Source organism: Acidisphaera sp. L21, from assembly GCF_009765685.1.
In the GTDB taxonomy this organism is placed as follows: domain Bacteria; phylum Pseudomonadota; class Alphaproteobacteria; order Acetobacterales; family Acetobacteraceae; genus LMUY01.
Genome location: NZ_LMUY01000015.1, coordinates 139,916 through 160,798, shown reverse-complemented (window position 1 = coordinate 160,798; position 20,883 = coordinate 139,916). Strand labels below are relative to the sequence as shown.

The window sequence follows — 20,883 nt, the reverse complement described above, 5'->3', positions numbered from 1 at the left end:
CGGGTCCCCCATGCCGTTCACCATACACTTGCCGGCGGCCACGGCGAGCGGGCCGTTATCGGCAATGGCGCGGGCCAGGTCGACCACGGTTTCGGACAGGTCCGCATCCGCCACGACCATCGATACCAGCCCGATGCGCAGGGCCTCCGGTGGATCGACCCGGGCGCCCGACAGCAGGAGGCGCTTGGCTTGCTGCGGGCCGATCAGACGGGCAAGTGCCGCGACGGAGTCGGGTGGATAGGCGGCGCCCCAGCGTGCGGCTGGGAAGGCAAAGCTGCTATCCTCCGCCGCCACCACCACGTCGGCATGCAGCAGAAGCGCCAGGCCGCCGCCAACGCAGTCGCCGCGCACGCGGGCGATGACGGGTTTGTTGAACGCGGCCAATGCAGCGTGACCCTGCTGCGCCGCGGCGTCGTAGGCGTGCTGGGCGTCGGGTTCGACGGGCGCCGGGTCGGTGAGGAAGGCGTGGTGGCCAGCGCCGGTGAGTACGAGCACGCGCACTGCCGGGTCGGTGGCGTATCGGCCCAGAACCTCAGCCAGTTCCTGCCATAGCGCCACGGTGGCGACGTTGTGGGCGGGTGTGTTGAACGTGACGAGGGCGATTCCCTCCATCACCTCCGCCTTAAGCGGCGGGCGAGCCTCCTCCATGGCGTTAGCCTTTCTTTGTTTGGCGCTGCGTCACGCCAGGGCATGGTGCCCTGGAGAGGCAGCCCGGGTCCAGCAGCCGGATTTGCCAAACTGCCGATCCGCTCCACAATGCGCGACTGGGGATGGAGAGTTCGATGAAAGTCACGATCGAGGTCGATTGCACGCCGGATGAGGCGCGGTCGTTCATGGGCCTGCCGGACGTCAAGCCGATGCAGGCCGCCGTCATGGCCAGCCTGGAGCAGCAGGCGGTGCGGGCGACCGAAAGCTTCGCACCGGATTCGATGCTGAAGCTGTGGTTTACCACCGTACCGCAGATGTCCGGCCAGATGCAGGACATGTTCACCCGCATCATGACCAGTGCGGCAGGGGGTGCGACTGGAGGAGGTCGCTCCTAGAGCATCCGATCTAGCTACGCATAGGCGCGGAGATCCAGGGTGCGTGGCAGTTCGGCGGATGCGTCGCCGACCGGTGGTTCCATCGGGCCCGGCGTATGACCGAACGGTAGGAAACGGGAGCGGCGGCGCGCCTCCGCCTCGTTGGCGTTCACCGGGAACCGGTCGTAGGAGCGGCCGCCCGGGTGGGTTACGTGATGCGTCAGGCCGCCCAGGGACCGGCCGTTCCAGCGGTCATATACGTCGAACACCAGGGGCGATTGCGCCGCGATGGTGGGGTGCAGCGCGCTCCACGGTTGCCAGGCCTTGAACCTGACGCCGGCGACGAATTCACCGGCGATGCCGGTGGACCGCATGGGCACGGCGACGCCGTTGCAGGTGAGCGCGAACCGCTCCGGCTCCCATCCGGTGACACGGGCCTGCATCCGCTCGACCGAGCTATCGACGTAGCGGACGGTGCCGCCGCCGCCAGGGGTCTCGCCCATGGCGTGCCAGGGTTCGAGCGCGTGGCGCAGTTCCAGCGTCATGTCGTGCACCGCGACGGTGCCGATGACGGGGAAGCGGAAGGCGAGGTGCGGGGCGAACCAGGCCGGGTCCATCGATGCGCCGAACCCGGCACCGTGTACCGTCAGTTCCTCCATCGCGTCGCGGAAATCCTGCCAGACGTAGTGGGGCAGCATGAAGTCGTCGTGGATACGGGTGCCCCAGCGGATTAGCCGGCGCTCGTATGGCACCTGCCAGAACGCGGCGACGGCGGTGCGCATCAGCAGCGTTTGGGCAGCGGCCATTTCGGCGTGGGGCGGCATTTCGAAGGCGCGGAATTCCACCAGCCCCAGCCGGCCGGAGGAGCTATCCGGCGAATACATCTTGTCGATGCAGAATTCGGTCCGGTGCGTGTTGCCGGTCATGTCGACCAGGATGTTGCGGAACAGGCGGTCGGTGATCCAGGGTGGGGTGGTGCCTTCCCGCTTCAGTTGCGCGAAGGCAATTTCCAGTTCACGCACCGCATCCTGCCGCGCCTCGTCGATGCGGGGGTGTTGGCTCATGGGGCCGATGAACAGGCCGCTGAACAGGAAGGAAAGGCTGGGATGGTTGTGCCAGAAGCCGAGCAGCGAGCGCAGCAGGTCGGGGCGGCGCAGGAACGGGCTGTCCTCCGGCGTGGCGGCGCCCATGACGACGTGGTTGCCGCCGCCGGTGCCGACGTGGCGGCCGTCCAGCATGAATTTCTCGGCGCGTAAACCACACTGACGGGCTTGCTCGTACAGCTGCTCGGTATGCTCGACGATTTCGGGCCAGTTGGTGGCGGGGTGGACGTTCACCTCGATGACACCGGGGTCGGGGGTGACGGAGAAGGCGTCCATGCGGCGGTCGTAGGGGGCCTTGTAGCCCTCCAGAACAACGCCCTGGTGCAGGGCGGCGGCAGTGCGTTCGATGCCGGCGACGAGGGAGAGCCAGTCTTCTGCATTGGGCAGCGGGGGGATGTAGATGAACAGCAAACCGTCGCGAGCCTGCACCGTCAGCGCCGTGCGGACGCCGCGGGCGCTGGTCGGCTGGCCTGGGCCGGGGAGTGCCGCGTGCGGAGGGAACGGGACGGTGGCGGCCATCGGGTCGGGCTCCGGCTCCTCCTCCAACTCCTTCGGGTCGACGTATGGAAGCGAGGCGAGCGGCAGGCGCACGCCCATCGAACTGTCGCCTTGCACCAGGAAAATCTTGCCCTCGCGCATCTCCCACAGCTCGCTTTGCCAACGCCGGGCCGCGCCGGTGCCGAAGCGCTTGAGGGGCATGACATACCCGGCGACGGCGTCGAGGCCCTGGCTGAAGACGCGGAGCAGGCGGGCGCGTTCTTGCGGATCGCGCGCCTGGCTGGCCTCGGCGACGACGTTGGCTGGAAGGCGGCCCTCGCGCATCAGGAAGTAGGGCTGGTCTTCGTAGGCGGCCATCGCGCACGCCGCGGGGACGCCGAGCGTGTCGGCCAGGCCGCGCGCGAATGCCGCGGCCGTCTCGGCGGTGGCGGCGCCGGTGGGGGTCGTGTCGGGGTCGATGAGCAGCGCCGGGTTGGTCCAGATCGGCTCGCCGTCGCGGCGCCAGGTGGCGTGCAGCGCCCAGCGGGGGGTCTGTTCGCCCGGGTAGTGTTTGCCTGCACCGTATTGCAGAGCAGCGCCGGTGGACCAGAGGACCATCAGGCGGCGAATGAGTTGGCCGGCTTCGCGGCGCTTGGTCGGGCCGAGGGCGTCGATGGTCCATTCGGCGCCGTCCGGGTCTTTGTCGGACACGAAGGTGGGCTCGCCGCCCATGGTGAGCCGGACGTCGCCGGCTTCTAGCGCGGTGTCGACGCGGTCGCCGGCGGCCTTGATCGCGGCCCATTGCTCGGGCGCGTAGGGCTTGGTCACGCGGGGGGTTTCGACCACGCGGGTCAGCTTCATTTCGAAGCCGAAGGTGGTTTCGGCCGGTTCGACCATGCCGGAGATCGGCGCGGCGGAGAGCGGCTCGGGCGTGGCGGCCAGGGGGATATGTCCCTCCCCTGTCAAAAGCCCGCTGGTCGCGTCGAGGCCGACCCAGCCGGCGCCGGGTAGGTAGACCTCCGCCCAGGCGTGCAAGTCGGTGAAGTCCTCGCTGGCGCCGGCGGGGCCTTCGACGGAGACGATATCGGGCTTCAGCTGGATCAGGTAGCCGGAGACGAAGCGGGCGGCGTAGCCCAGGTTGCGGAAGGCCTGCACCAGCACCCAGGCACTGTCGCGGCACGAGCCCTGGGCCTCGCCCAAGGTCTGTTCCGGCGACCACACACCCGGCTCCATGCGCACGATGTAGCCGATGCGGTCGCGCACGGCCTGGTTGACGCGGACCAGGAAGTCGATGGTGCGCTCGCCAGCCGGACGCAGCGTTTCCAGCAGACCCGCCAGCAACGGACCCGGCGGCTCGATGCGCAGGAAGGCGGCGAGTTCGGTTTTCAGCACCGGCTCGTAGGTGAAGGGGACGGTTTCGGCGTCCGTCTCCAGGAAGAAGTCGAACGGGTTGATGGTCGCCATGTCGGCCAGCAAATCGACGGTGACGACGAACTCGGTCACCCGCTCCGGGAACACGACGCGGGCGAGAAAATTGCCCTGCGGATCCTGCTGCCAGTTGATGAAGTGCCCGGCCGGCTCGATCCCCAGCGAGTAGGAGAGGATCGGGGTGCGGGAATGCGGCGCCGGGCGGAGGCGGATCGTCTGTGGCCCCAATTGCACCGGACGGTCGTAATGGTAACTGGTCCGGTGCGTGAGGGCCACGTGCAGCGCCATGGGTGAGGAAACTCCGTTGAGATGACGTGAGATCGCGGATGCAGCATCCGTGCCCAACGGTTATGACGCAAGGGCCGCCCTAACGTTCCGCCTATTGATTGCTGCCGGCGAAGACCTGGCGGTAGAGCGCGACGATCTCCGCCTTATCCGGCACGCGGGGATTGTTGCCGGGGCTGCCGGAGGCGATGGCCTGGTCGGCCATGGTGTCCATCGCCGCCTCCCACTCCTCCCAGGCGATGCCGTGTGCCTGCGGCGTGGGCACTTTCAGGTCGCGGTTCAGGTCGTCCAGGCCGTGGCAAAGGGCGGTGCCGGCGGTGGCGTCGTCGGTGCCGGGCTTGGCGAACCCGGCGGCGCGGGCGGCGGCGGCGTAGCGCACGGGGGCGGCTTGCAGGCCGAAGCGGGTGATGGCGGGCAGCAACATCGCGTTCGACAGGCCATGCGGCACGTGGAAGCGGGCGCCGATCGGGCGAGACATGCCGTGGACCAGGGCGACCGAACTGTTGGAGAAGGCCAGGCCGGCCTGGGTGGCGCCCAGCATCATGCCCTCACGCGCGGCGGCGTTGCGGGGTTCAGCGTAGGCGGTGCGCAGATTGGCGCCGATGAGGGCCATCGCGCCGAGTGCCAAGGCGTCGGAGACGGGGTTGGCGCGCTTGGAGACGTAGGCCTCCAAAGCATGCGTCAGGCTGTCGACGCCGGTGTCGGCGGTGGTGCGGGGTGGGACGGTGTAGGTGAGTTCGTAGTCGACGATGGCGGCGAAGGGCAGCGCGGCCATCCCGGCGATGAGCATCTTTTCGCCCCGCTCGGTATCGGTGATGACGGTGAAGCGGGTGCATTCGCTGCCGGTGCCGGCGGTGGTGGGGATGGCGATCACCGGCAGGGTGGCGGTGTCGTTTTGAACGGGGACTCTGAACTCGCGCATCTTGGCGCCGGGTCGCTGCGCCAGGATGGCCATGGCCTTGGCGGTGTCGATCGGGGAGCCGCCGCCGAAGGCCAGCAGGCAGTCATGGTTGCCGGCGACCAGGCGGGCGACACCGGCCTCGATGATGGTGTCTTCGGGTTCGGGGATGGTCTCGCTGAACACGATATAGGCGATGCCGGCCGCGTCCAGCGGGTCGGTGCAGCGCTTGAGCAGCCCCGTGGAGACCATGACCGGGTCGGTGACGATGAGGGGGTGGGAAAGGCCGAGATTGGTGAGCACGGTGGCGATGGTGGCGACGGTGCCGCCGCCGACATGGATGGCCCGGGGGGCAACGATGCTGAAAAGGCTCACGGCGTTCCTCGTTTTTCGGTTGGTCGCACCGTAGCCCCCTCTCGGTGGCCCGGCCAATCCGGACGGGTCACGCCGCGGTGGCGGCCCGGCGTTCGGCGTAGAGGGCCAAGCGCTTGGCCGCGTTGGGGGCGATCGGACGGGCCTCGCCTGCAGTGAAGTCCGGCAGTTCCTCGGCCCGGTGGCAGGCGGACAGATGGCTTGCCTCAACGGAGCGGAGGATCGGCACCTCGCTCCGGCAGCGGTCGATCACGAAGGGGCAGCGTGTGTGGAAGTGGCAGCCGGGGGGTGGGTTCAGCGGGCTGGGCACATCGCCGCCGGGCACCTGGCGGGCGAGTTTCTGTGCCGGATCGGGGCGCGGGATCGCTGACAGCAAGGCGCGGGTGTACGGGTGCAGTGGCCGGTCGAACAATGCGTCGCGGCTGGCGGTTTCGACGATGCGGCCGAGATACATCACTGCCACCCGGGTCGCCACGTGCTTCACCACGGCCAAATCGTGGGCGATGAAGAGGTAGGATAGGCCGAGGCGCTGCTGCAGGTCGCCGAGCAGGTTCACCACCTGCGCCTGCACCGAGACGTCCAGGGCGGAGACCGGTTCGTCACACACCACCAACGCCGGCTCCAGCGCCAACGCGCGGGCGATGCCGATGCGCTGGCGTTGGCCGCCGGAGAACTCGTGCGGGTAGCGCCGAATATGCTCGGGCGGCAAGCCGACCAGTTCCAGCAATTCGGTGACGCGTGCCCGGCGCTTGGCGGCGTCGCCATAGCCGTGGATCAGCAGCGGTTCGTCCAGCGTGTCGCCCACCGTCATGCGCGGGTTGAGCGAGGCGAACGGGTCCTGGAACACGATCTGCATGCGGCGGCGCAGGCGGCGCAGTTCGCCGCTGGGGATGTTCGTGATGTCCTGGCCCTCGAACGTCACGCCGCCCGAGGTCGGTTCGATCAGCCGCAGCACCAGCCGCGCGGTGGTGGATTTGCCGCAGCCGCTTTCGCCGACCAGGGCCAGCGTCTCGCCGCGCGCCAGGGAGAAGGAGACGCCATCCACCGCCCGCACCAGGCCGGACCGGGTGCGGAAATGCTTGGTCAGGTCGTTGGCTTCCAGCAGCATGCTCATGCCGCCAATGCCTCCACCGGGGCGCGGATACAGGCCGCTTCGTGCTGCGGCGCCAGGCCGCGCAGGGGCGGCTGCTCCGCCGTGCAGGCGGGCGCCCCGAACACGCAGCGCGGGTGGAACCGGCAGCCGGGCGGAAGGGCGGCGGCCGAGGGCACCGAGCCCTCGATCGCCAGCAGACGGTCGCGCTTCTCCTCCAGCCGAGGGACGCTGCCCAGCAGGCCGAGCGTGTAGGGATGCTGCGGGTCATCGAATAAGGCGGCGGCGCTGGCACGCTCCACCACGCGGCCGGAATACATGACGGCGACCTCGTCGGCCATTTCGGCGACGACGCCGAGGTCGTGGGTGATGAGCACGATGGCCATGCCGGTCTGGGCTTGCAGATCGCGCAGCAGGTCCAGGATCTGCGCCTGCACCGTAACGTCGAGGGCGGTGGTCGGCTCGTCGGCGATGAGCAGGTCGGGGGCGCAGGATAGGGCCATGGCGATCATCACGCGCTGGCGCATGCCGCCCGACATCTGGTGCGGGTATTCGTCCAGGCGCCGGTCGGGTGCGGGGATGCGCACACGGTCGAGCGCCGCGGCGGCACGGGCGCGAAAGTTGCGGCCCTTTTTGTCGTGCGCTTTCATCGCCTCCATGATCTGGTCGCCGACGGTGTAGGCCGGGTTCAGGCTGGTCATCGGCTCCTGGAAGATTATCGCGATGCGGCGGCCGCGGAGGTCGCGCATGGCCGATGTGGGCAGCTTCAACAGATCCTGGCCGTCGAACATCACCCGGCCGGCAGTTATGCGGCCCGGCGCCGGCACCAGCCGCATGACGGACAGCGAGAGCATGGATTTGCCACACCCACTCTCCCCCACGATGCCCAGGGTCTTGCCACGGGCGACGGCGATGCTCACGCCATCCACGGCGGCGAAGGGCCGGCGCTCCCCGGGAAATTCGGTGCGCAGGCCCTCGATGGTCAACAGATCGGTCATGGGAAAAACCGATGCAACCGGCGTTCCAGCCACCATCGTTCGAGCCGGGGCCCGACGGCCAGGCCAAAGGCGGCGGCATACGCGGGGACCAGGATGAGGCTGTAGCGCGGGGTGGCGACCGAGGTGGCGGCGTGCAGGGCCACGATGAAAAGCGGCGGCAGCACGAAGGCCAGACGCAACCGGTCGCGCCGGCGGATCGCCTGCCACAGCATCACGGCGAAGAACGGCACGGCCACGATGCTGAAATACTTACGCACCCACAGCGACTTCCACGCCATCACCAGCGTGACCGCGGCGAAGCGGAACGGGTGCGGCCAGACATAGGTGCGGATGAGGTAGCCCACCTGATCCGCAGGGTTCGGGGCTTTCGCCGCCAGTTCCTGCACCATAGTGGTGTTGCCGACCATGTAGAACGTGTCCGGACGTTCCTGCCAGCCCAGCCGCGCGACGTCGTTCGGGAACGCCATTCGCGCCGCCGCCGGGCCGAAGCCGGGCAACGCGTAGAGCCATTGGGCAAGCCATTCCATGGGGGTCATCGCCTCATACGCCATGCGCTGGGCGAGGATGAAACCGGCATAGCCCGATGTGGGTGCAACCGTGCCGAACAATGCCTCGTTTCGCAGCGACCAGGGCGCGATGGTGGCGCCGCCAATGACGCAGGCCGCGGCCATTGCCAGGCCGAGCCGGCGGTCCCATAGCGCGACGGTGACACCGACGATGCCGATGGCGGCCGTCAGGTATAGATATTCGGGCCGCGCCAGGGTCAGCAGGCCCAAGCCGATGCCGAGCGCCACCGCCAGCATTGCGCGCGGGCGCTGCACCAACTGGACCGACCATAGGCCGCACAGGGCGGAGAGCGGCAGGCTCAGTGCCTCGGTCATCGCGGTGCGGGCGTAGACGGCGTATTCGGTGGTGCCGATTCCGGCCGCCAGCAGCGCGTACCAGGCCGCCCAGCGCCCACCGCCGATGGCCAGGGTAGACCGCCAGACCAAAGCGAGAGTGCCGGCGAGCAGCGCGATCTGCAGCGGCAACAAAGCGCCCAAGGCGTCACCGCAGGCAGCCATCGCCGGCCAGGGCGCCGCGCGGACACAGGCGGCCGAGGATGCCAGGCGGCTGTCCAGTGCTGCCACGCCGGCGATTAGCGCCGGGTACAAGGGTGCGGTGTAGGCGCCGGGCTTCCCGGCCTCGCCCCATCGTCCGTTGGTGTAAGTGCCGGTTTGCAGCAGGTCGCTGGCGATGCCGAGGTAAAGCGGCTGATCGTAGGCCTGCAGGGTCTGCGGCTTCAGGGTCGAGATGCCGAACAGGATGCAGCCCAGCGACACCGCCAGAACCAGCAGCCATTCCCGCCGCCGGATGCAGAGCCGCACGCTGGTGGACGAAACCGCCCCGGCCGGCAGGGTGCCGGCCGGGGCGAAGTGGATGCTCAGCTCCGATAGTCCGTCTTGCCGCCTTCGATCTGGCGCAGAGCCGACTCCCAGGCCCACTCGGAATGGGCCAGCGTGCCCTCGTGGTTGAACTGGGCCGCGGTGTGCTGGCGCACCTCCTCTGGCGGGAGGATCAGCTCGCCATCGCCGGCGGCGACCTGGGCCTGGCAGGACCGCTCCAGGTAATAGATGTCGGACCATGCCTCGGGGATGGTGCGGCCGCCGACCAGCAGGCCGTGGTTGCGCAGGATCATGGCGCGGTTGTCGCCGAGGTCGTGGACCAGGCGATCCCGCTCGTCGAGGTCCAACGCGATGCCTTCGTAGCCGTGGTAGGACATGCGGCCGTAGAAGCGCAGGGAATGCTGGCTCATCGGCAGCAGGCCACGCTTCTGGGCGGACACGGCGATGCCGGCGGCGGTGTGGGTGTGCACCACGCACATGATGTCTTCGCGGGCCATGTGGATGGCGGAGTGGATGCAGAACCCGGCAGCGTTCACCTTACGCTCGGACATGCCGGCGTGATGCGATTCCTGGATGATGTTGCCGTCCAGGTCGATCTTCACCAGGTCGGAGGCGCGCATTTCATCGAACAGCACGCCGTATTGGTTGATCAGGAAGTGATGCTCCGGCCCCGGGATTCGGGCGGAGATGTGGGTGTAGATCCAGTCGGTCATGCGGTGATGCGCGACCAGACGGTACAGCGCGGCGAGGTCGCAACGGATCTGCCACTCCTCGGCAGACATGGCGCCACGCGCCTGGGGGGAGGTCTGGACGTTCACAGCAATGCTCCTGCTCGGGTCGGCAATAATCCGCCCGGCGGGCTGCCGCGGTCAAGCGTTCAGCAGGTGGACCGCATGAGTTGCTCCGCCTGATCGGGGCCGAACAGGATCTCGGCGAGGCGGGCGCGATCCACAGCCTCCATCTCTGCCGGACCAAGGCTGCAGAGCAGGGCCTGGGCGTCGGCCGAGGCCGCGTCGAACTGGGTTTCGCCGCCCATGGACCGCCCCGCCCGCTCGATCCGGGCGAGCGAGCGGGCGATCCCCTCCGCTTCCATGATCTCCTCGTCGGACGGCATGGCGCCGTAGGCCACGGCCGGCGGGATCAGCTCGCTGGCGACACCGTTGGCGAAGCGGTCGGCACACTGCGCGGCGGCTTCGAACCGCGCGGCGCGGATTTCCGCCCGCCCGATCGAGCCGGAGGCCTCCGCCGCGGTGAGGAACGCATCGACCCGGTCGGCCTCGTCCGCGGCGTCGTCGACGCTGGCGCGGCCGATGCGGTTGGCGACCACCTCCGGCAAGGCGTCCAAGGCGCGGGCCAAGGCGGCGCGGCCCAGTCCGGCGACGCGGTCCGAGTGGCGGGACGCGGCGCGCAGCACCCGGGCCGAGTCCTTGCCGAGCGCCAGGAGCACGGCCAGTACGGCGTTCATCGCCAGGGGCGCATGCTGCTGCACGTCGTTTAGTAACGCGGCCATCGCCGCATCGCTGGCGAAGGCGGGCGGTTCTTCGCCCCAGATGCGGTCTGCGATCAGCAGCACGCCGGCGACCTTGGCGCGGATTTCCTGCCAGGCGTGGTCCGGCAGGGCCGTCGCGGCGCCCCAGCCGGGGCAGGTGTCGAGCCCGGTCAACACATCGGCGGCGGCCGACCATAGTCGCCGGCCGGCCTGCGCCTCGATCTCCGTCTCGCCACAGGATCGCCCGACGATCATCGCCTCGATATCGGCGGCGCCTGCCAGGCCGGCCTGCACCACGGCCGTCAGCGGCGGGATGGCGGAGCGAGGTATCAGTTCCAGGCCCACGCGCCATTGCGCCGCCGGTACGATGATCGCATCCAGCGGCAAGAACAGCAGGCGGGAGAAGCGGAGCGGGCGTGCGGGCCGCAGGACCGCCAGGCGAGAGCGGAGCGGCACCAGCAAATCGTCTGCGGCACCGCGATCGGCCATCGCGTCCACCATGCTGACGACGCGGACCATCTTCGCCTCGGATGCCTGGGCGAGCGAATACTGCAGATCGCGTGGGACAGTGGTCTGGCTCATCTCCATGTCGCCTTCAATGCGCCGCCAGCAGATGCTCGGTCCGAGCCGCCTGTTGGAAGACGTTGCCGCCGCTGCGCCAATCGTGGTTCAGGTCCACCAGGCGGCGGAACAGCGACTTCGCCTCCGCCTCGACATCCAGTTTGCCGACCCACTCGCTTGCCTCTCGCGGGATCACCGGGGCGAATTGGGCAATCTCGAAAATGGCGGCGCGTTGGGTGGCCCTGGTTTGGGCCGCCTCCCAAATGGCGCAGATATGGTCCCAGCCATCCAGGATCCATTCCGGCCGGGTCGCCTTGATGGCGGCGGCTTCGGGGTCGGCACGCCACCGCTTCAGCAATTCGATAGGCTGCTGGGCTGATTTACGGGCGTCTTCCAGCGTCGCCTTGGCACAGGAGAGCGTGAGAGCGGCGCAGGAGCGCACGAGGTCGGCGCCGCCGGTGCTGTCGTCGCCGTGGTCGGCGATCCAGCGCTCCATATCGTCCTGCAACTTTTCCAGCCGCGTCACCGCGCGGGGCAGCCGTGCGGTGGCCATCGCCTCGGGCCCGATGCCGATCCCGACGAAGATTGCGGCCAGGTCCTCCAGGGCGCGGGCGACGCCGTCGGAGTCGAGGCCGAGCGCCGGCGCCACCTGGGCCACTGCCAGGTTGGCACGGCGCCGCATCACCTCGGGCGTTTCAGGCGGGCGCGGGCCGCGGCTTGGGTCGTCGGGCATGACCTCACGCATCAGCGCCATCAGCAGGCAGAAATTGGTGACGATGAGGCCGTCGGTGTCGCGCGTCACCGCCTCGCGAGCCGATGCCCGTGCCTCCCGCCCGGCCAGGCCGCCGGCCGCAACGTCGCGGGTGATGCGGCGGATGGCGGCGGGGGTGACGGCGCTGAGCACTGCCACGCCCTTCTGCAGGGTGCGGTCGTATAGGCTGGGGCGGCACAGATCCTGAAGCGAGGTCCACGGCAGGATGTATTGGCCGCGGCCGCCGGATGGATTGGGCACGATCAGTTCCAGGGTCACCCGCTCCCCCGGCCGCACGCGCGTGCCGGCGAGCATGGGCGTGGTGAACGGCACGGCGACGCCGCGCTCCAGGAACGTTGTGGGATAGTAGGGCAGCGTCGGTGCGAAGGAGAGGAGCATCGGAGATCCTGGGGCGGCGTTAAGCAATGTCTCTCTCGCGCATGAACAGATCGTTACTATGGCGCTCCTAAGATTCAGGTTTGTGAAGACGCGGTTTTAACGGTGTTGTCAGTGGGTTATCCTTAGTGGACTTAGGATCGGCTGAGAGGCTCCGCCATGGCCGACACGTGCGCTAGGTCGTCGTGAAATCTGCGTTAATAGCCCCGGATCGGATCGTAGAGGTTCGGCAGCGCCTCCCCTGCCTCGTGTCGGCGGATGGCATCGGCGACGTAGCGGACGCGGGCGCTGCGGGTGGCCAGGCTGGCGAGATGCGAGGTGACCAGGATGTGGGGATGCGACCAGGCGGGGTGACCCGGGGGCAGCGGTTCCTGGGTGAATACGTCCAACACCGCGCCGCTGAGGTGGCCGATTTGCAGCGCGGCAACCAGGTCGTCGAATACGACATGCGTGCCGCGCGCGGCGTTTACCACGCCAGCGCCGGGTGGCAGCAGGGCGATGGTTTCGGCGCGGATGGCGCCGCGCGTGTCTGGCGTGTCGGGCAGCAGGCAGACCAGGATGTCCGATCGGCTGAGGAATGCCTCGAATTCTTCCGGGCCGGCGAAGGATTCGATGCCGGGTAGCTCCTTGCGGGATCGGGACCAGCCGGCGACCTGGAAGCCGAGCCCGGCGACCATTTGGGCGGACCGGGCGCCGAGATTGCCCATGCCCATGATGCCGACGCGGACGTCCAGGGCGCAGCGTGGGTTTTCGAAATAGTCCCATTTCTCGGCGACTTGCGACGCCATGATCCGGCGGACGTCCCGCAGCAGGCCGAGGCAGGCGAGGCTGACGTATTCGCCCATGCGTTGGGCGGTTTCCTCACCGCCCATGCGAACGAGCGGGAGGTGAGCGGGCCAGGCCGGATCGCGGGTGATGTGGTCGACGCCGGCCGCGGTGGACAGCACCATGCGCAGGTTCGGCATCTGGGCCAGGCGACCGTGATCGGGTTCCCAGACCAGGACGTATTCGACTTGCTCCGGCTGGATGGCCGGGTCGTCCCACCAATGGACTTCGATGTCGGGGGCAGACTCGGCGAAGTGGCGCTGCCAATCGGGCAGTGCCGCCTCACCGCCGGATTTGACCAGCAGTATCGTCAATGAATCTCACCTGATCGTTTTACGGCGTCACGCAGCTTGGCAGCAGAAAAGTCAGGGCTGGCGCAGATGTCCAGAATCACCTTTTCCCGCCGGGTGCACAGGTCGATGGCGGCCGGCAGCAGCTTTACCGCCTCGGCCGGAATGACCACCGCACCATGCGCGTCGGCGTGGATGACGTCGTCATGTGCACAGTTCATGCCAAAGATGTTCACCGGCTTGGCGAAGTCGACCAGGTGCACGTGGGCGTGGCTGGGGCCGATCATGCCGGCGATGATCTGAAAGTCCGGCGCCAACATGGCGGTGTCGCGGAACGAGCCGTTGGTGACGCAGCCGAGCGCGCCCAGGGCTTTGTGCACGGTGGAATGCACCTCACCCCACCAGGCGCCATAGCCGGGGGTGTCGTCGAGGTCCTGCAGCATGACCACGGTGGGCATCTCGGCCTCGGCGACATAGTCGTACCAATCCAGACGATCGGCGACCTTGCCGCGGGGGGCTTCTTTGGCGCGGATGCAGCCGACGCGGGCGAGGCCGACCATCGGTTTGGCGAGCGGAATGGCGGAGACCATCTGCACGGTGGTGAAGCCGATGGCGCGGCGTTCGGGCACCACCAATTCCAGGCCGTTGCAGATGGTCGGCGTGTCCCAGGCGGCCAAGGCTTCGAGGTCCTGGCGTGTGAATGGATATGGCATGGCTTCCCCCGTGTTGTTGTGTGCGGCAGCATCGCGCGCAGCGTTGGGGGTGACAAGCGATGGCGGTGATGCGGGGCGGGCAAGCGGTGTATGGCGCGGCGCTGGGCATCCTGATGCTGGAGGCACGGTTTGCCCGCGTGCCCGGCGATATGGGCAATGCCATCACCTGGCCGTTCCCCGTGCATTACCGCGTGGTGCGCGGCGCCAGCCCGGAGCGGGTGGTGTTGAATCGCGCCGAAGGGCTGCTGCGGGATTTCCTGGTGGCGGCCGACGAGTTGGTCGCGTTGGGGGCCGCGTGCATTACGACCAATTGCGGGTTTCTGTCGCTGTTCCAGCGGGAATTGGCGGCGCATGTGGGCGTGCCGGTGGCAACCAGTTCGCTGATGCAGGTGCCATGGGTGCAGGCGACGCTGCCGCCGGGTCGCCGGGTGGGGGTGATTACGATCTCGCGGCAGAGCTTGACGGCGGCGCATCTGGAGGCGGTGGGGGCGCCGGTGGATACGCCGATGGCGGGATGCGAGGGCGGGCGCGAGTTGTTCCCGGTGCTGATCAAGGCGGAACGGGATGATTTGGATACCGAGAAGGCAGAACAGGACGTGCTGGATGCGGCGCGTACGCTGATCGCGGAGCATCCTGACGTCGGCGCGATCGTGCTGGAATGCACCAACATGCCGCCCTACGCGGCGGCAGTCGCCGCTGCGACAGGTCTACCAGTGTTCGATGTGGTGACGCTGGTGCAATGGCTGCATGGCGCGGTGCGGCCGAAGTCCTTTATGGGATAAAAGGGGGTTTGAGGGGGATGACTATCCCCCTCCCTTAGCCTGTCTTCAGCGCGCGTTTTTGCGCCCGGCGTTGGCCAGCAGCGTGGCGCGCACGGTTTGGCGTTCGAACATCCAGCCGGGATATTCGGCGGGCAGCGTGCTGGCTTTGTCGAGGGCGTCCAGTTCCGCCTCGGTCAGCTCGATCTTGGTGGCGGCGATGTTGTCCTCTAATTGGGCGAAATGCCGGGCGCCGACGATGACGGTGCTGACGGCCCGGCGATGCAGCAGCCAGGATAGCGCGATCTGGGCGACGGAGACGTTACGCTCGGCCGCGATGGGCTGCATGGCGTCGATGCAGTCGTAGGCGCGGGGTTTGTCGACTGGCGGGAAGTCGAAACTGGCGCGGCGGTCGCCCTGGCGGGAGGCCTGGTCGCGGGTGACTTTGCCACTGAGCAGGCCTCCGGCGAGCGGGCTCCAGACCATGAGCCCGACATCCTCGCTGCGCAGCATCGGAACGATCTCGCGCTCCAACTCCCGGCTGGCGATGCTGTAATGGGCTTGGAGGCTGTCGATCCGCACGAGGTTCAGACGCTCGGACAAACCGATTGCCTTCATCATCTGCCAGGCGGCCCAGTTGGACACGCCGACATAGCGGACGTGGCCGTGCTGGACGAGCGTGTCGAGCGCGCGCAGGGTTTCCTCGATCGGGGTCGCCGGGTCGAAGCCGTGCAGTTGGTAGAGATCGATGTGGTCGAGTTGCAGGCGGGTCAGGCTGGCCTTTACCGCGTCCAGCAGATGCAGGCGGGAACTGCCGCCGGTGTTGGGCCCCTTCCCCATGCCGCCATAGCCCTTGGTGGCGATGACGACGCTGTCGCGTGGAAGATTCAGGTTGCGGATCGCCTGGCCGGTGATCTGTTCGGAGATGCCTTCGGAATAGACGTCCGCCGTGTCGAAGAAATTGATACCGGATTCGACGGAGTGGGCGACGAAACGATCCGCCTCGGCCTGGCCGAGGTCGCCGATCTTGCTCCAGATCTCCCCCTTGCCGCCGAACGTCATCATGCCCAGGCATAGTTCGGACACGAAGAGCCCGGTGCGGCCGAGTTTGTTCATACGCATGGCGTGTCTCCCATCGTCAGCAGGATTTTAGCGCAACAGCATCGCCCGCAGCGCGAGGCGCATCTTGCGCCCGTATGGCGGGGCGAGGAATTCGAAGCCACGCACGCGGCCTGGTTGGTAGACGCCGCGGGCATGGGAAAACCGGCGAAACCCGTCTTGCCCATGATAGGCGCCAATGCCGGAAAGGCCAACGCCGCCAAATGGCAGATCGTCCTGGATGCACTGCATCAGCGTCGAATTCACGCAAACGCCACCGGATATCGTGCCCGTCATGGCAGCCCGGAGCTTAGCCGGGTCCTTCGTGAACGGGTATAGCGCCAAAGGTCGCGGCCGATCGCGGATGAAGCGGAATGCATCGTTGACTTCGCGATAGCCGATGACGGGTATGATCGGGCCGAAGATTTCCTCCTGCATCAGCCTGCCATCCAGCGGCGGGTTCAGCACGATGGTTGGGCCCAGCCGTCGCTCGGCGTAGGAATCGCCTAACCGTAGCAGCGTCGCGCCAGCGGCCTCCGCCTCGCGCAGGATCGCATACAGGCGTTGGTGGTGATGGTCGCTGATGATGGATGTGTAGTCGGGATTGCCGCCAATGCGCGGATAGAGCCGCTTCGCCGCGTCCAGCAGCATCTGGGCGAAGCGAGGCGCGTGTTCCTCGGGCGCCAGCACGTAATCGGGTGCGATGCAGGTTTGCCCGGCGTTGAAGAACTTGCCCAGCGCGATGCTGCGGGCCGCCGCCGCCATGTCATAGTCGCGAAACAGCAGCGCCGGGGACTTACCACCCAGTTCCAGCGTCACCGGCGTCAGGTTTTCCGCCGCGGCCCGCGCGACCTCCCGCCCGATCGCGGTCGAGCCGGTGAACAGGAGATGGTCCAGCGGCAGCGCGCATAATGCCCGGGCGGTGTCGGGGCCGCCCGTGATGACGCTGACCTGCGCCGGGTCGATGGCCTCGTGCATCAGCACGGCGAACAAGGCGGCGAAGCGCGGCGTCATTTCCGATGGTTTGACGATCACCCGGTTGCCCGCCGCGAGCGCGTCCACCAGGGGGCTGACTGTGAGCAGCAGCGGGTAATTCCAGGGCGAGACAATGCCAACGCAACCCAGCGGCTGCCATTCCACCCAGGCGCGGCCGGGCTGGAATGCGATGTCGACCCGGCGCTTTTCCGGCCGCAGCCAGCGCTTCAGGTTACGCCGGGCGTGGCGAATGGCGGACAGCGACGGGACCAGTTCGGCGAGGATCGTCTCCTGGTGGGCGCGATGGCCGAAATCCACCGAGATCGCTTCGGCAATCGCATCCCGGTTGGCGCGCAGCGTCGCGTCCAGCGAGGCGAGCGCGGCCAGCCGTTGTTCTGGCGGGGGCGCACCATCCCGCCGGTCGGCAAGGCGCTGCATCGCCAGCGTGTGCCGGACTGGATTATCGGTGGGCACGGCGATGTCCATCCAGTGCCTCCCTGGTCAGGCCGGTACGATGCCTCAATGGTTGGGGATGACGGCCACGACGACAAGGGGCGACGGATTTGCCGGCGCCGGACCGGATGGCTAGCGTGCCGCGCAGCAATGCCGGAGCGCGGAAACGATGATCGAGCTGCACACGTGGAACACGCCGAACGGACGCAAGATCAGCGTGGCGCTGGAAGAAATGGGCCTGCCGTATCGCGTCGTGCCCGTCAACATCTCCAAGGACGAGCAGTTCAAGCCGGACTTCCTGGCCATCAGCCCGAATAATCGCATTCCCGCCATCATCGATCCGGAGGGACCAGGCGGCGCGCCGCTCAGCGTGTTCGAGAGCGGGGCGATCCTGCTGTATCTCGGTGAGAAGACTGGCAAATTCCTGCCGACTGCCCTGCGGGACCGGGTGCCGGTGCTGGAATGGCTGATGTGGCAGATGGGCGGGTTCGGCCCGATGCCGGGCCAGGTGCATCACTTCCTGGGGGTAAAGGAGGCGGCGGATCAGAAATACGGGTTGGCGCGCTATTCGGCCGAGACCCGGCGGCTGTATGGCGTGCTCGACCGGCGCCTTGCGACGGTGGAGTTCGTCGCCGGCGCTCTGTCGGTGGCCGATTTCGCAATCCTCGGTTGGGCCTGGCGGCACGAGCGGCACAGGGTCGACTTCGCCGATTTCCCGAATGTCGGGCGGTGGTACGATGTCCTGATGTCACGCCCGGCTGTGGCTCGGGGGTTCGAGGTGTCGCTATCCTAGGCGGGAAAGGGATCGGGGCTAGCCCCGATCCCCACCAGAGGACAGTTGTCCTTTGTCATGCTGGAATGAAGGGTGGCGATCTAGGTTTTAGCAGGCACGGCCTTGAGTTCGCCGATGTGACGCAGGACGATGCGGTGCGTCTCGGCTGCAAACGCCTTCAGCTTCGGGTTGCTGCTGCTGGCGGCTTCCTTCGCAAAGGCTGCGCCGTCCTTGGCGTGGATGTCTTCCATGTCGCGCAGGTAGGCGGCGTCGAAGGCCGGGCCGGTCTTCGCCTTCAAATCGGCCAGTTCCTTGCTAAACTGGGCGTTCAGCGTATCCGGGAAGGTCACGCCCGCGTCGCCCGCGATCGCGCTGAGGCGGTCGCCGACGAGCTTATGGTCGCGCGCCTCGGTTGCGCCGGAGTCCTTGATGTCTTGGGTGGCGCCCTGGTCGGCCGCAAGCTGGCCGGCCTGGACCTCGAACATGCCGCCTTGGCTGACCATGGCGATGAATGCCCGGTCGCCTGTGGAGACGGAATCGACGGCGCCAGCAGCAACTGGAAATGCAATGGCAGCCAATAGGATGAGCGGCAAACGGTTCATGTAACCTCCGGTGAGCGAGTGACAAAGCTCATCCGAACGGATTAGTTGCCCGCGCTTGCGTGAATGCCGTGCACGCCGGGCATGGGTGTATGCTGCTAGAAACCAAACGGCCTCCCCCGACGTATAGGGAGAGGCCGGTCGGGTTAGGCGGGGCGGGTCAGGCCAGGCTGGCTGCCAGGGAGGCAGCCATCTGCCGGGCGAAGGCCGCCGGGTCGCGTGGGGGTTCGCCGTCCTGGATGCGGGCCAGGTCCAGCAGCGTGCTGGCGGCGTCTTCCACATTTGCCAGTTCGGCCATGCGGCGGATCAACGGGTGGCGCGGATTGATCTCCAGGATCGGCAGCGTCGTTGGCATCGGCCGGCCCGCCCGTTTCAGCAGACGCTGCATCTGCAGGTCTGGCCCGGCGGCGGAGGCAGAGAGGACGACGGCACTGTCCACCAGGCGGTCGGTAGCGCGGACCTCGGAAACCGAGCCCTTCAAGGCCTCGGTCAGCGATTTCACCAACTCGGTGACATCGGCCGCGTCCTCGGCAGCGGTTTCCAGCGGGAGTTTGGAGAGGTCGGCGGCGCCCTGGGTGATGGAGCGGATCGGCTTCTCCTCGTAGGTGCCCATTCGCTCCGGCCAGAAGGCGTCGACCTGGTCGGCCAGCAACAGCACTTCCACGCCGCGGGCGCGGAAACCCTCGAGTTGCGGGGATTTGGCAAGCGCGTCGGTATCGTCGCCGACAAGGATGTAGATCGCCTCCTGCTCCGGCTTCATGCGGGACACATAGGCGGGAAGTGAGGTCCAGCCCTCCTCGGTGGAAGACTTGAAGCGCAGCAGAGGGGCCAGGTCGGCGCGGTGCTCCTGGTCCTCCCACAGGCCTTCCTTCAGCACGGGGCCGAAGTTCTGCCAGAAGCCGGCGTAGCTTGCTTTCCCCTCGTCGGTCTCGTCGCGGGCCTTGGACTTCAGTTCGGAGAGGACCCGGTTGGTGACGGCCTTGCGGATGCGGGCCAGCACCGGGGTGGCCTGCAGCATCTCACGCGATACATTCAGCGGCAGGTCCTCGGTGTCCACCACCCCGGAGACGAAACGCAGCCAGGCGGGGAGCAGGTCGGCCTCGTCGGTGATGAACATGCGGCGGACATGCAGGCGCACGCGGCTCTTGCGGTCACCCTCGACGGCCTCGAACGGCTTGGAACCGGGGACGTAGAGCAGCGCGGTGAATTCGAGCGCGCCCTCCGCCCGCCAGTGCAGGGTGGCCCAGGGCTTGTCGAAGATGTGACCCAGGTGGCGATAGAACTCAGTATATTGGTCTTCGGTGATGTCGGCCTTGGGCTTGCGCCAAAGCGCCGTGCCCTCGTTGGCGGCGACATCCTCGCCATCCCGGGCGATCATGATGGGGATGGTGATGTGGTCGGCCCATTTGCGGATGATCGTCTCAAGCCGGTACGTCTCAAGGAACTCGTCCGCGTCGGCCTTGATGTGCATCACGATGGTGGTGCCAGCCTGCTCGCGCTCCGCCGGCGCGATGGTGTAGTCGCCCCTGCCCTCCGACGCCCAGGTCCAGGCCTGGTCGGACCCGGCGGCGCGCGAGGTGACCTCCACACGGTCGGACACCATGAAGGCGGAGTAGAAGCCGACGCCGAATTGGCCGATCAGGCTCGGCCGTTCCTCCGGCTTGGCGTCCGCCAGGGATTGGCCAAACGCGCGGGTGCCGGACCGGGCGATGGTGCCGAGGTTGGAGACGAGCGACTCGCGGTCCATCCCGATACCGGGATCGGAAATGGTAAGGGTGCGAGCCTCCTTGTCCGGCACGATCCGAACGGCGGCGTCGGGCGGCAAAGCGAGGTCGCTCTGCGTGAGGGCGGCAAAGCGGCGGCGGTCGATCGCGTCGGCGGCGTTGGCCACCAGCTCGCGCAGGAAGATCTCCCGGTCGGAGTAGAGCGCATGCACCACCAGGTCGAGCAGGCGCCCTACCTCCGCGCCAAACTCGTGCCGCTCGATCGTCTCACTCATGCATTGGACTCCAGGCTGATCATGCCCGGCGATATGCCGAGGCGCGCGGCCGGTTTCAAGGCGGGTTGGCCGTTTCAGTGGCATGCGTGCGACGCGTCACGCGAAACCGTGGCGGCTGCTGCGAAAAATCATTCGTTTGGATGACG

At 67.7% G+C, this 20,883-nt stretch carries 18 protein-coding genes; 3 read left to right on the top strand and 15 right to left on the bottom strand.

Translation table 11 applies throughout. The features are described 5' to 3' along the window. The coding region (locus tag GSQ76_RS03955) for an enoyl-CoA hydratase/isomerase family protein (protein WP_158742601.1) at nt 1-648 on the bottom strand (648 nt) is incomplete at its 3' end. Between the two features lie 134 nt (nt 649-782). On the opposite strand from GSQ76_RS03955, the gene GSQ76_RS03950 reads away from it, so the two are divergent. After that, on the top strand, nt 783-1,043 hold the full coding sequence (locus GSQ76_RS03950; protein ID WP_158742600.1) for a DUF6489 family protein: 261 nt from the start codon (nt 783-785) through the stop codon (nt 1,041-1,043). Between the two features lie 14 nt (nt 1,044-1,057). Here GSQ76_RS03950 and GSQ76_RS03945 read toward each other — a convergent pair whose 3' ends face one another. From GSQ76_RS03945 to GSQ76_RS03900, 10 genes are all read right to left on the bottom strand, one after another. Next, the gene (locus GSQ76_RS03945; protein WP_158742599.1) at nt 1,058-4,318 is read right to left on the bottom strand and encodes a DUF2126 domain-containing protein; all 3,261 of its coding nucleotides are present in this window, start codon (nt 4,316-4,318) and stop codon (nt 1,058-1,060) included. A 91-nt stretch (nt 4,319-4,409) separates the two neighbouring features. Next, nucleotides 4,410-5,588, bottom strand: a complete 1,179-nt coding sequence (locus GSQ76_RS03940; RefSeq protein ID WP_158742598.1) for an iron-containing alcohol dehydrogenase — start codon at nt 5,586-5,588, stop codon at nt 4,410-4,412. A 67-nt stretch (nt 5,589-5,655) separates the two neighbouring features. After that, a complete protein-coding gene (locus GSQ76_RS03935; RefSeq protein WP_158742597.1) occupies nt 5,656-6,699 on the bottom strand; it encodes an ABC transporter ATP-binding protein in 1,044 nt (347 codons plus the stop codon). Next, on the bottom strand, nt 6,696-7,673 hold the full coding sequence (locus GSQ76_RS03930) for an ABC transporter ATP-binding protein (protein WP_158742596.1): 978 nt from the start codon (nt 7,671-7,673) through the stop codon (nt 6,696-6,698). Before GSQ76_RS03930 ends, GSQ76_RS03935 begins: the two co-directional genes overlap by 4 nt. Further along, nucleotides 7,670-9,157, bottom strand: coding sequence for a hypothetical protein (locus tag GSQ76_RS03925; RefSeq protein ID WP_158742595.1), 1,488 nt, complete (start codon nt 9,155-9,157; stop codon nt 7,670-7,672). The genes GSQ76_RS03930 and GSQ76_RS03925 overlap by 4 nt, the downstream gene beginning before the upstream one ends. Beyond that, nucleotides 9,097-9,876, bottom strand: coding sequence for a class II aldolase/adducin family protein (locus GSQ76_RS03920; RefSeq protein WP_158742594.1), 780 nt, complete (start codon nt 9,874-9,876; stop codon nt 9,097-9,099). Before GSQ76_RS03920 ends, GSQ76_RS03925 begins: the two co-directional genes overlap by 61 nt. Nucleotides 9,877-9,935: 59 nt before the next feature. Next, the gene (locus GSQ76_RS03915; RefSeq protein ID WP_158742593.1) at nt 9,936-11,129 is read right to left on the bottom strand and encodes a hypothetical protein; all 1,194 of its coding nucleotides are present in this window, start codon (nt 11,127-11,129) and stop codon (nt 9,936-9,938) included. A gap of 13 nt (nt 11,130-11,142) precedes the next feature. Continuing rightward, on the bottom strand, nt 11,143-12,258 hold the full coding sequence (locus tag GSQ76_RS03910; RefSeq protein ID WP_158742592.1) for a hypothetical protein: 1,116 nt from the start codon (nt 12,256-12,258) through the stop codon (nt 11,143-11,145). 194 nt (nt 12,259-12,452) lie between these two features. Then, complete coding sequence (locus GSQ76_RS03905; RefSeq protein ID WP_158742591.1) at nt 12,453-13,394, bottom strand: glyoxylate/hydroxypyruvate reductase A; 942 nt, start codon at nt 13,392-13,394, stop codon at nt 12,453-12,455. Next, nucleotides 13,391-14,083 carry an RraA family protein gene (locus tag GSQ76_RS03900; protein WP_158742590.1) on the bottom strand — a complete coding sequence of 231 codons (693 nt, stop codon included), beginning with the start codon at nt 14,081-14,083 and terminating at the stop codon, nt 13,391-13,393. The genes GSQ76_RS03905 and GSQ76_RS03900 overlap by 4 nt, the downstream gene beginning before the upstream one ends. A gap of 59 nt (nt 14,084-14,142) precedes the next feature. On the opposite strand from GSQ76_RS03900, the gene GSQ76_RS03895 reads away from it, so the two are divergent. Next, on the top strand, nt 14,143-14,865 hold the full coding sequence (locus GSQ76_RS03895) for an aspartate/glutamate racemase family protein (RefSeq protein ID WP_158742589.1): 723 nt from the start codon (nt 14,143-14,145) through the stop codon (nt 14,863-14,865). Nucleotides 14,866-14,910: 45 nt separating this feature from the next. On the opposite strand, the gene GSQ76_RS03890 is transcribed toward GSQ76_RS03895, so the two are convergent. Both GSQ76_RS03890 and GSQ76_RS03885 read right to left on the bottom strand, forming a co-directional pair. Then, entirely contained in the window at nt 14,911-15,963 is a 1,053-nt protein-coding gene (locus GSQ76_RS03890; RefSeq protein ID WP_158742588.1) for an aldo/keto reductase, read from the bottom strand. Between the two features lie 27 nt (nt 15,964-15,990). Beyond that, a complete protein-coding gene (locus GSQ76_RS03885; protein ID WP_158742587.1) occupies nt 15,991-17,400 on the bottom strand; it encodes a coniferyl aldehyde dehydrogenase in 1,410 nt (469 codons plus the stop codon). Between the two features lie 136 nt (nt 17,401-17,536). On the opposite strand from GSQ76_RS03885, the gene GSQ76_RS03880 reads away from it, so the two are divergent. Continuing rightward, nucleotides 17,537-18,160, top strand: a complete 624-nt coding sequence (locus GSQ76_RS03880; RefSeq protein WP_158742586.1) for a glutathione S-transferase family protein — start codon at nt 17,537-17,539, stop codon at nt 18,158-18,160. An 80-nt stretch (nt 18,161-18,240) separates the two neighbouring features. On the opposite strand, the gene GSQ76_RS03875 is transcribed toward GSQ76_RS03880, so the two are convergent. Further along, nucleotides 18,241-18,741 carry a DUF4142 domain-containing protein gene (locus GSQ76_RS03875; protein WP_256366960.1) on the bottom strand — a complete coding sequence of 167 codons (501 nt, stop codon included), beginning with the start codon at nt 18,739-18,741 and terminating at the stop codon, nt 18,241-18,243. Nucleotides 18,742-18,898: 157 nt separating this feature from the next. After that, nucleotides 18,899-20,737, bottom strand: coding sequence for a molecular chaperone HtpG (gene htpG / locus GSQ76_RS03870; RefSeq protein ID WP_158742584.1), 1,839 nt, complete (start codon nt 20,735-20,737; stop codon nt 18,899-18,901). Between the last annotated feature and the right edge of the window lie 146 nt (nt 20,738-20,883).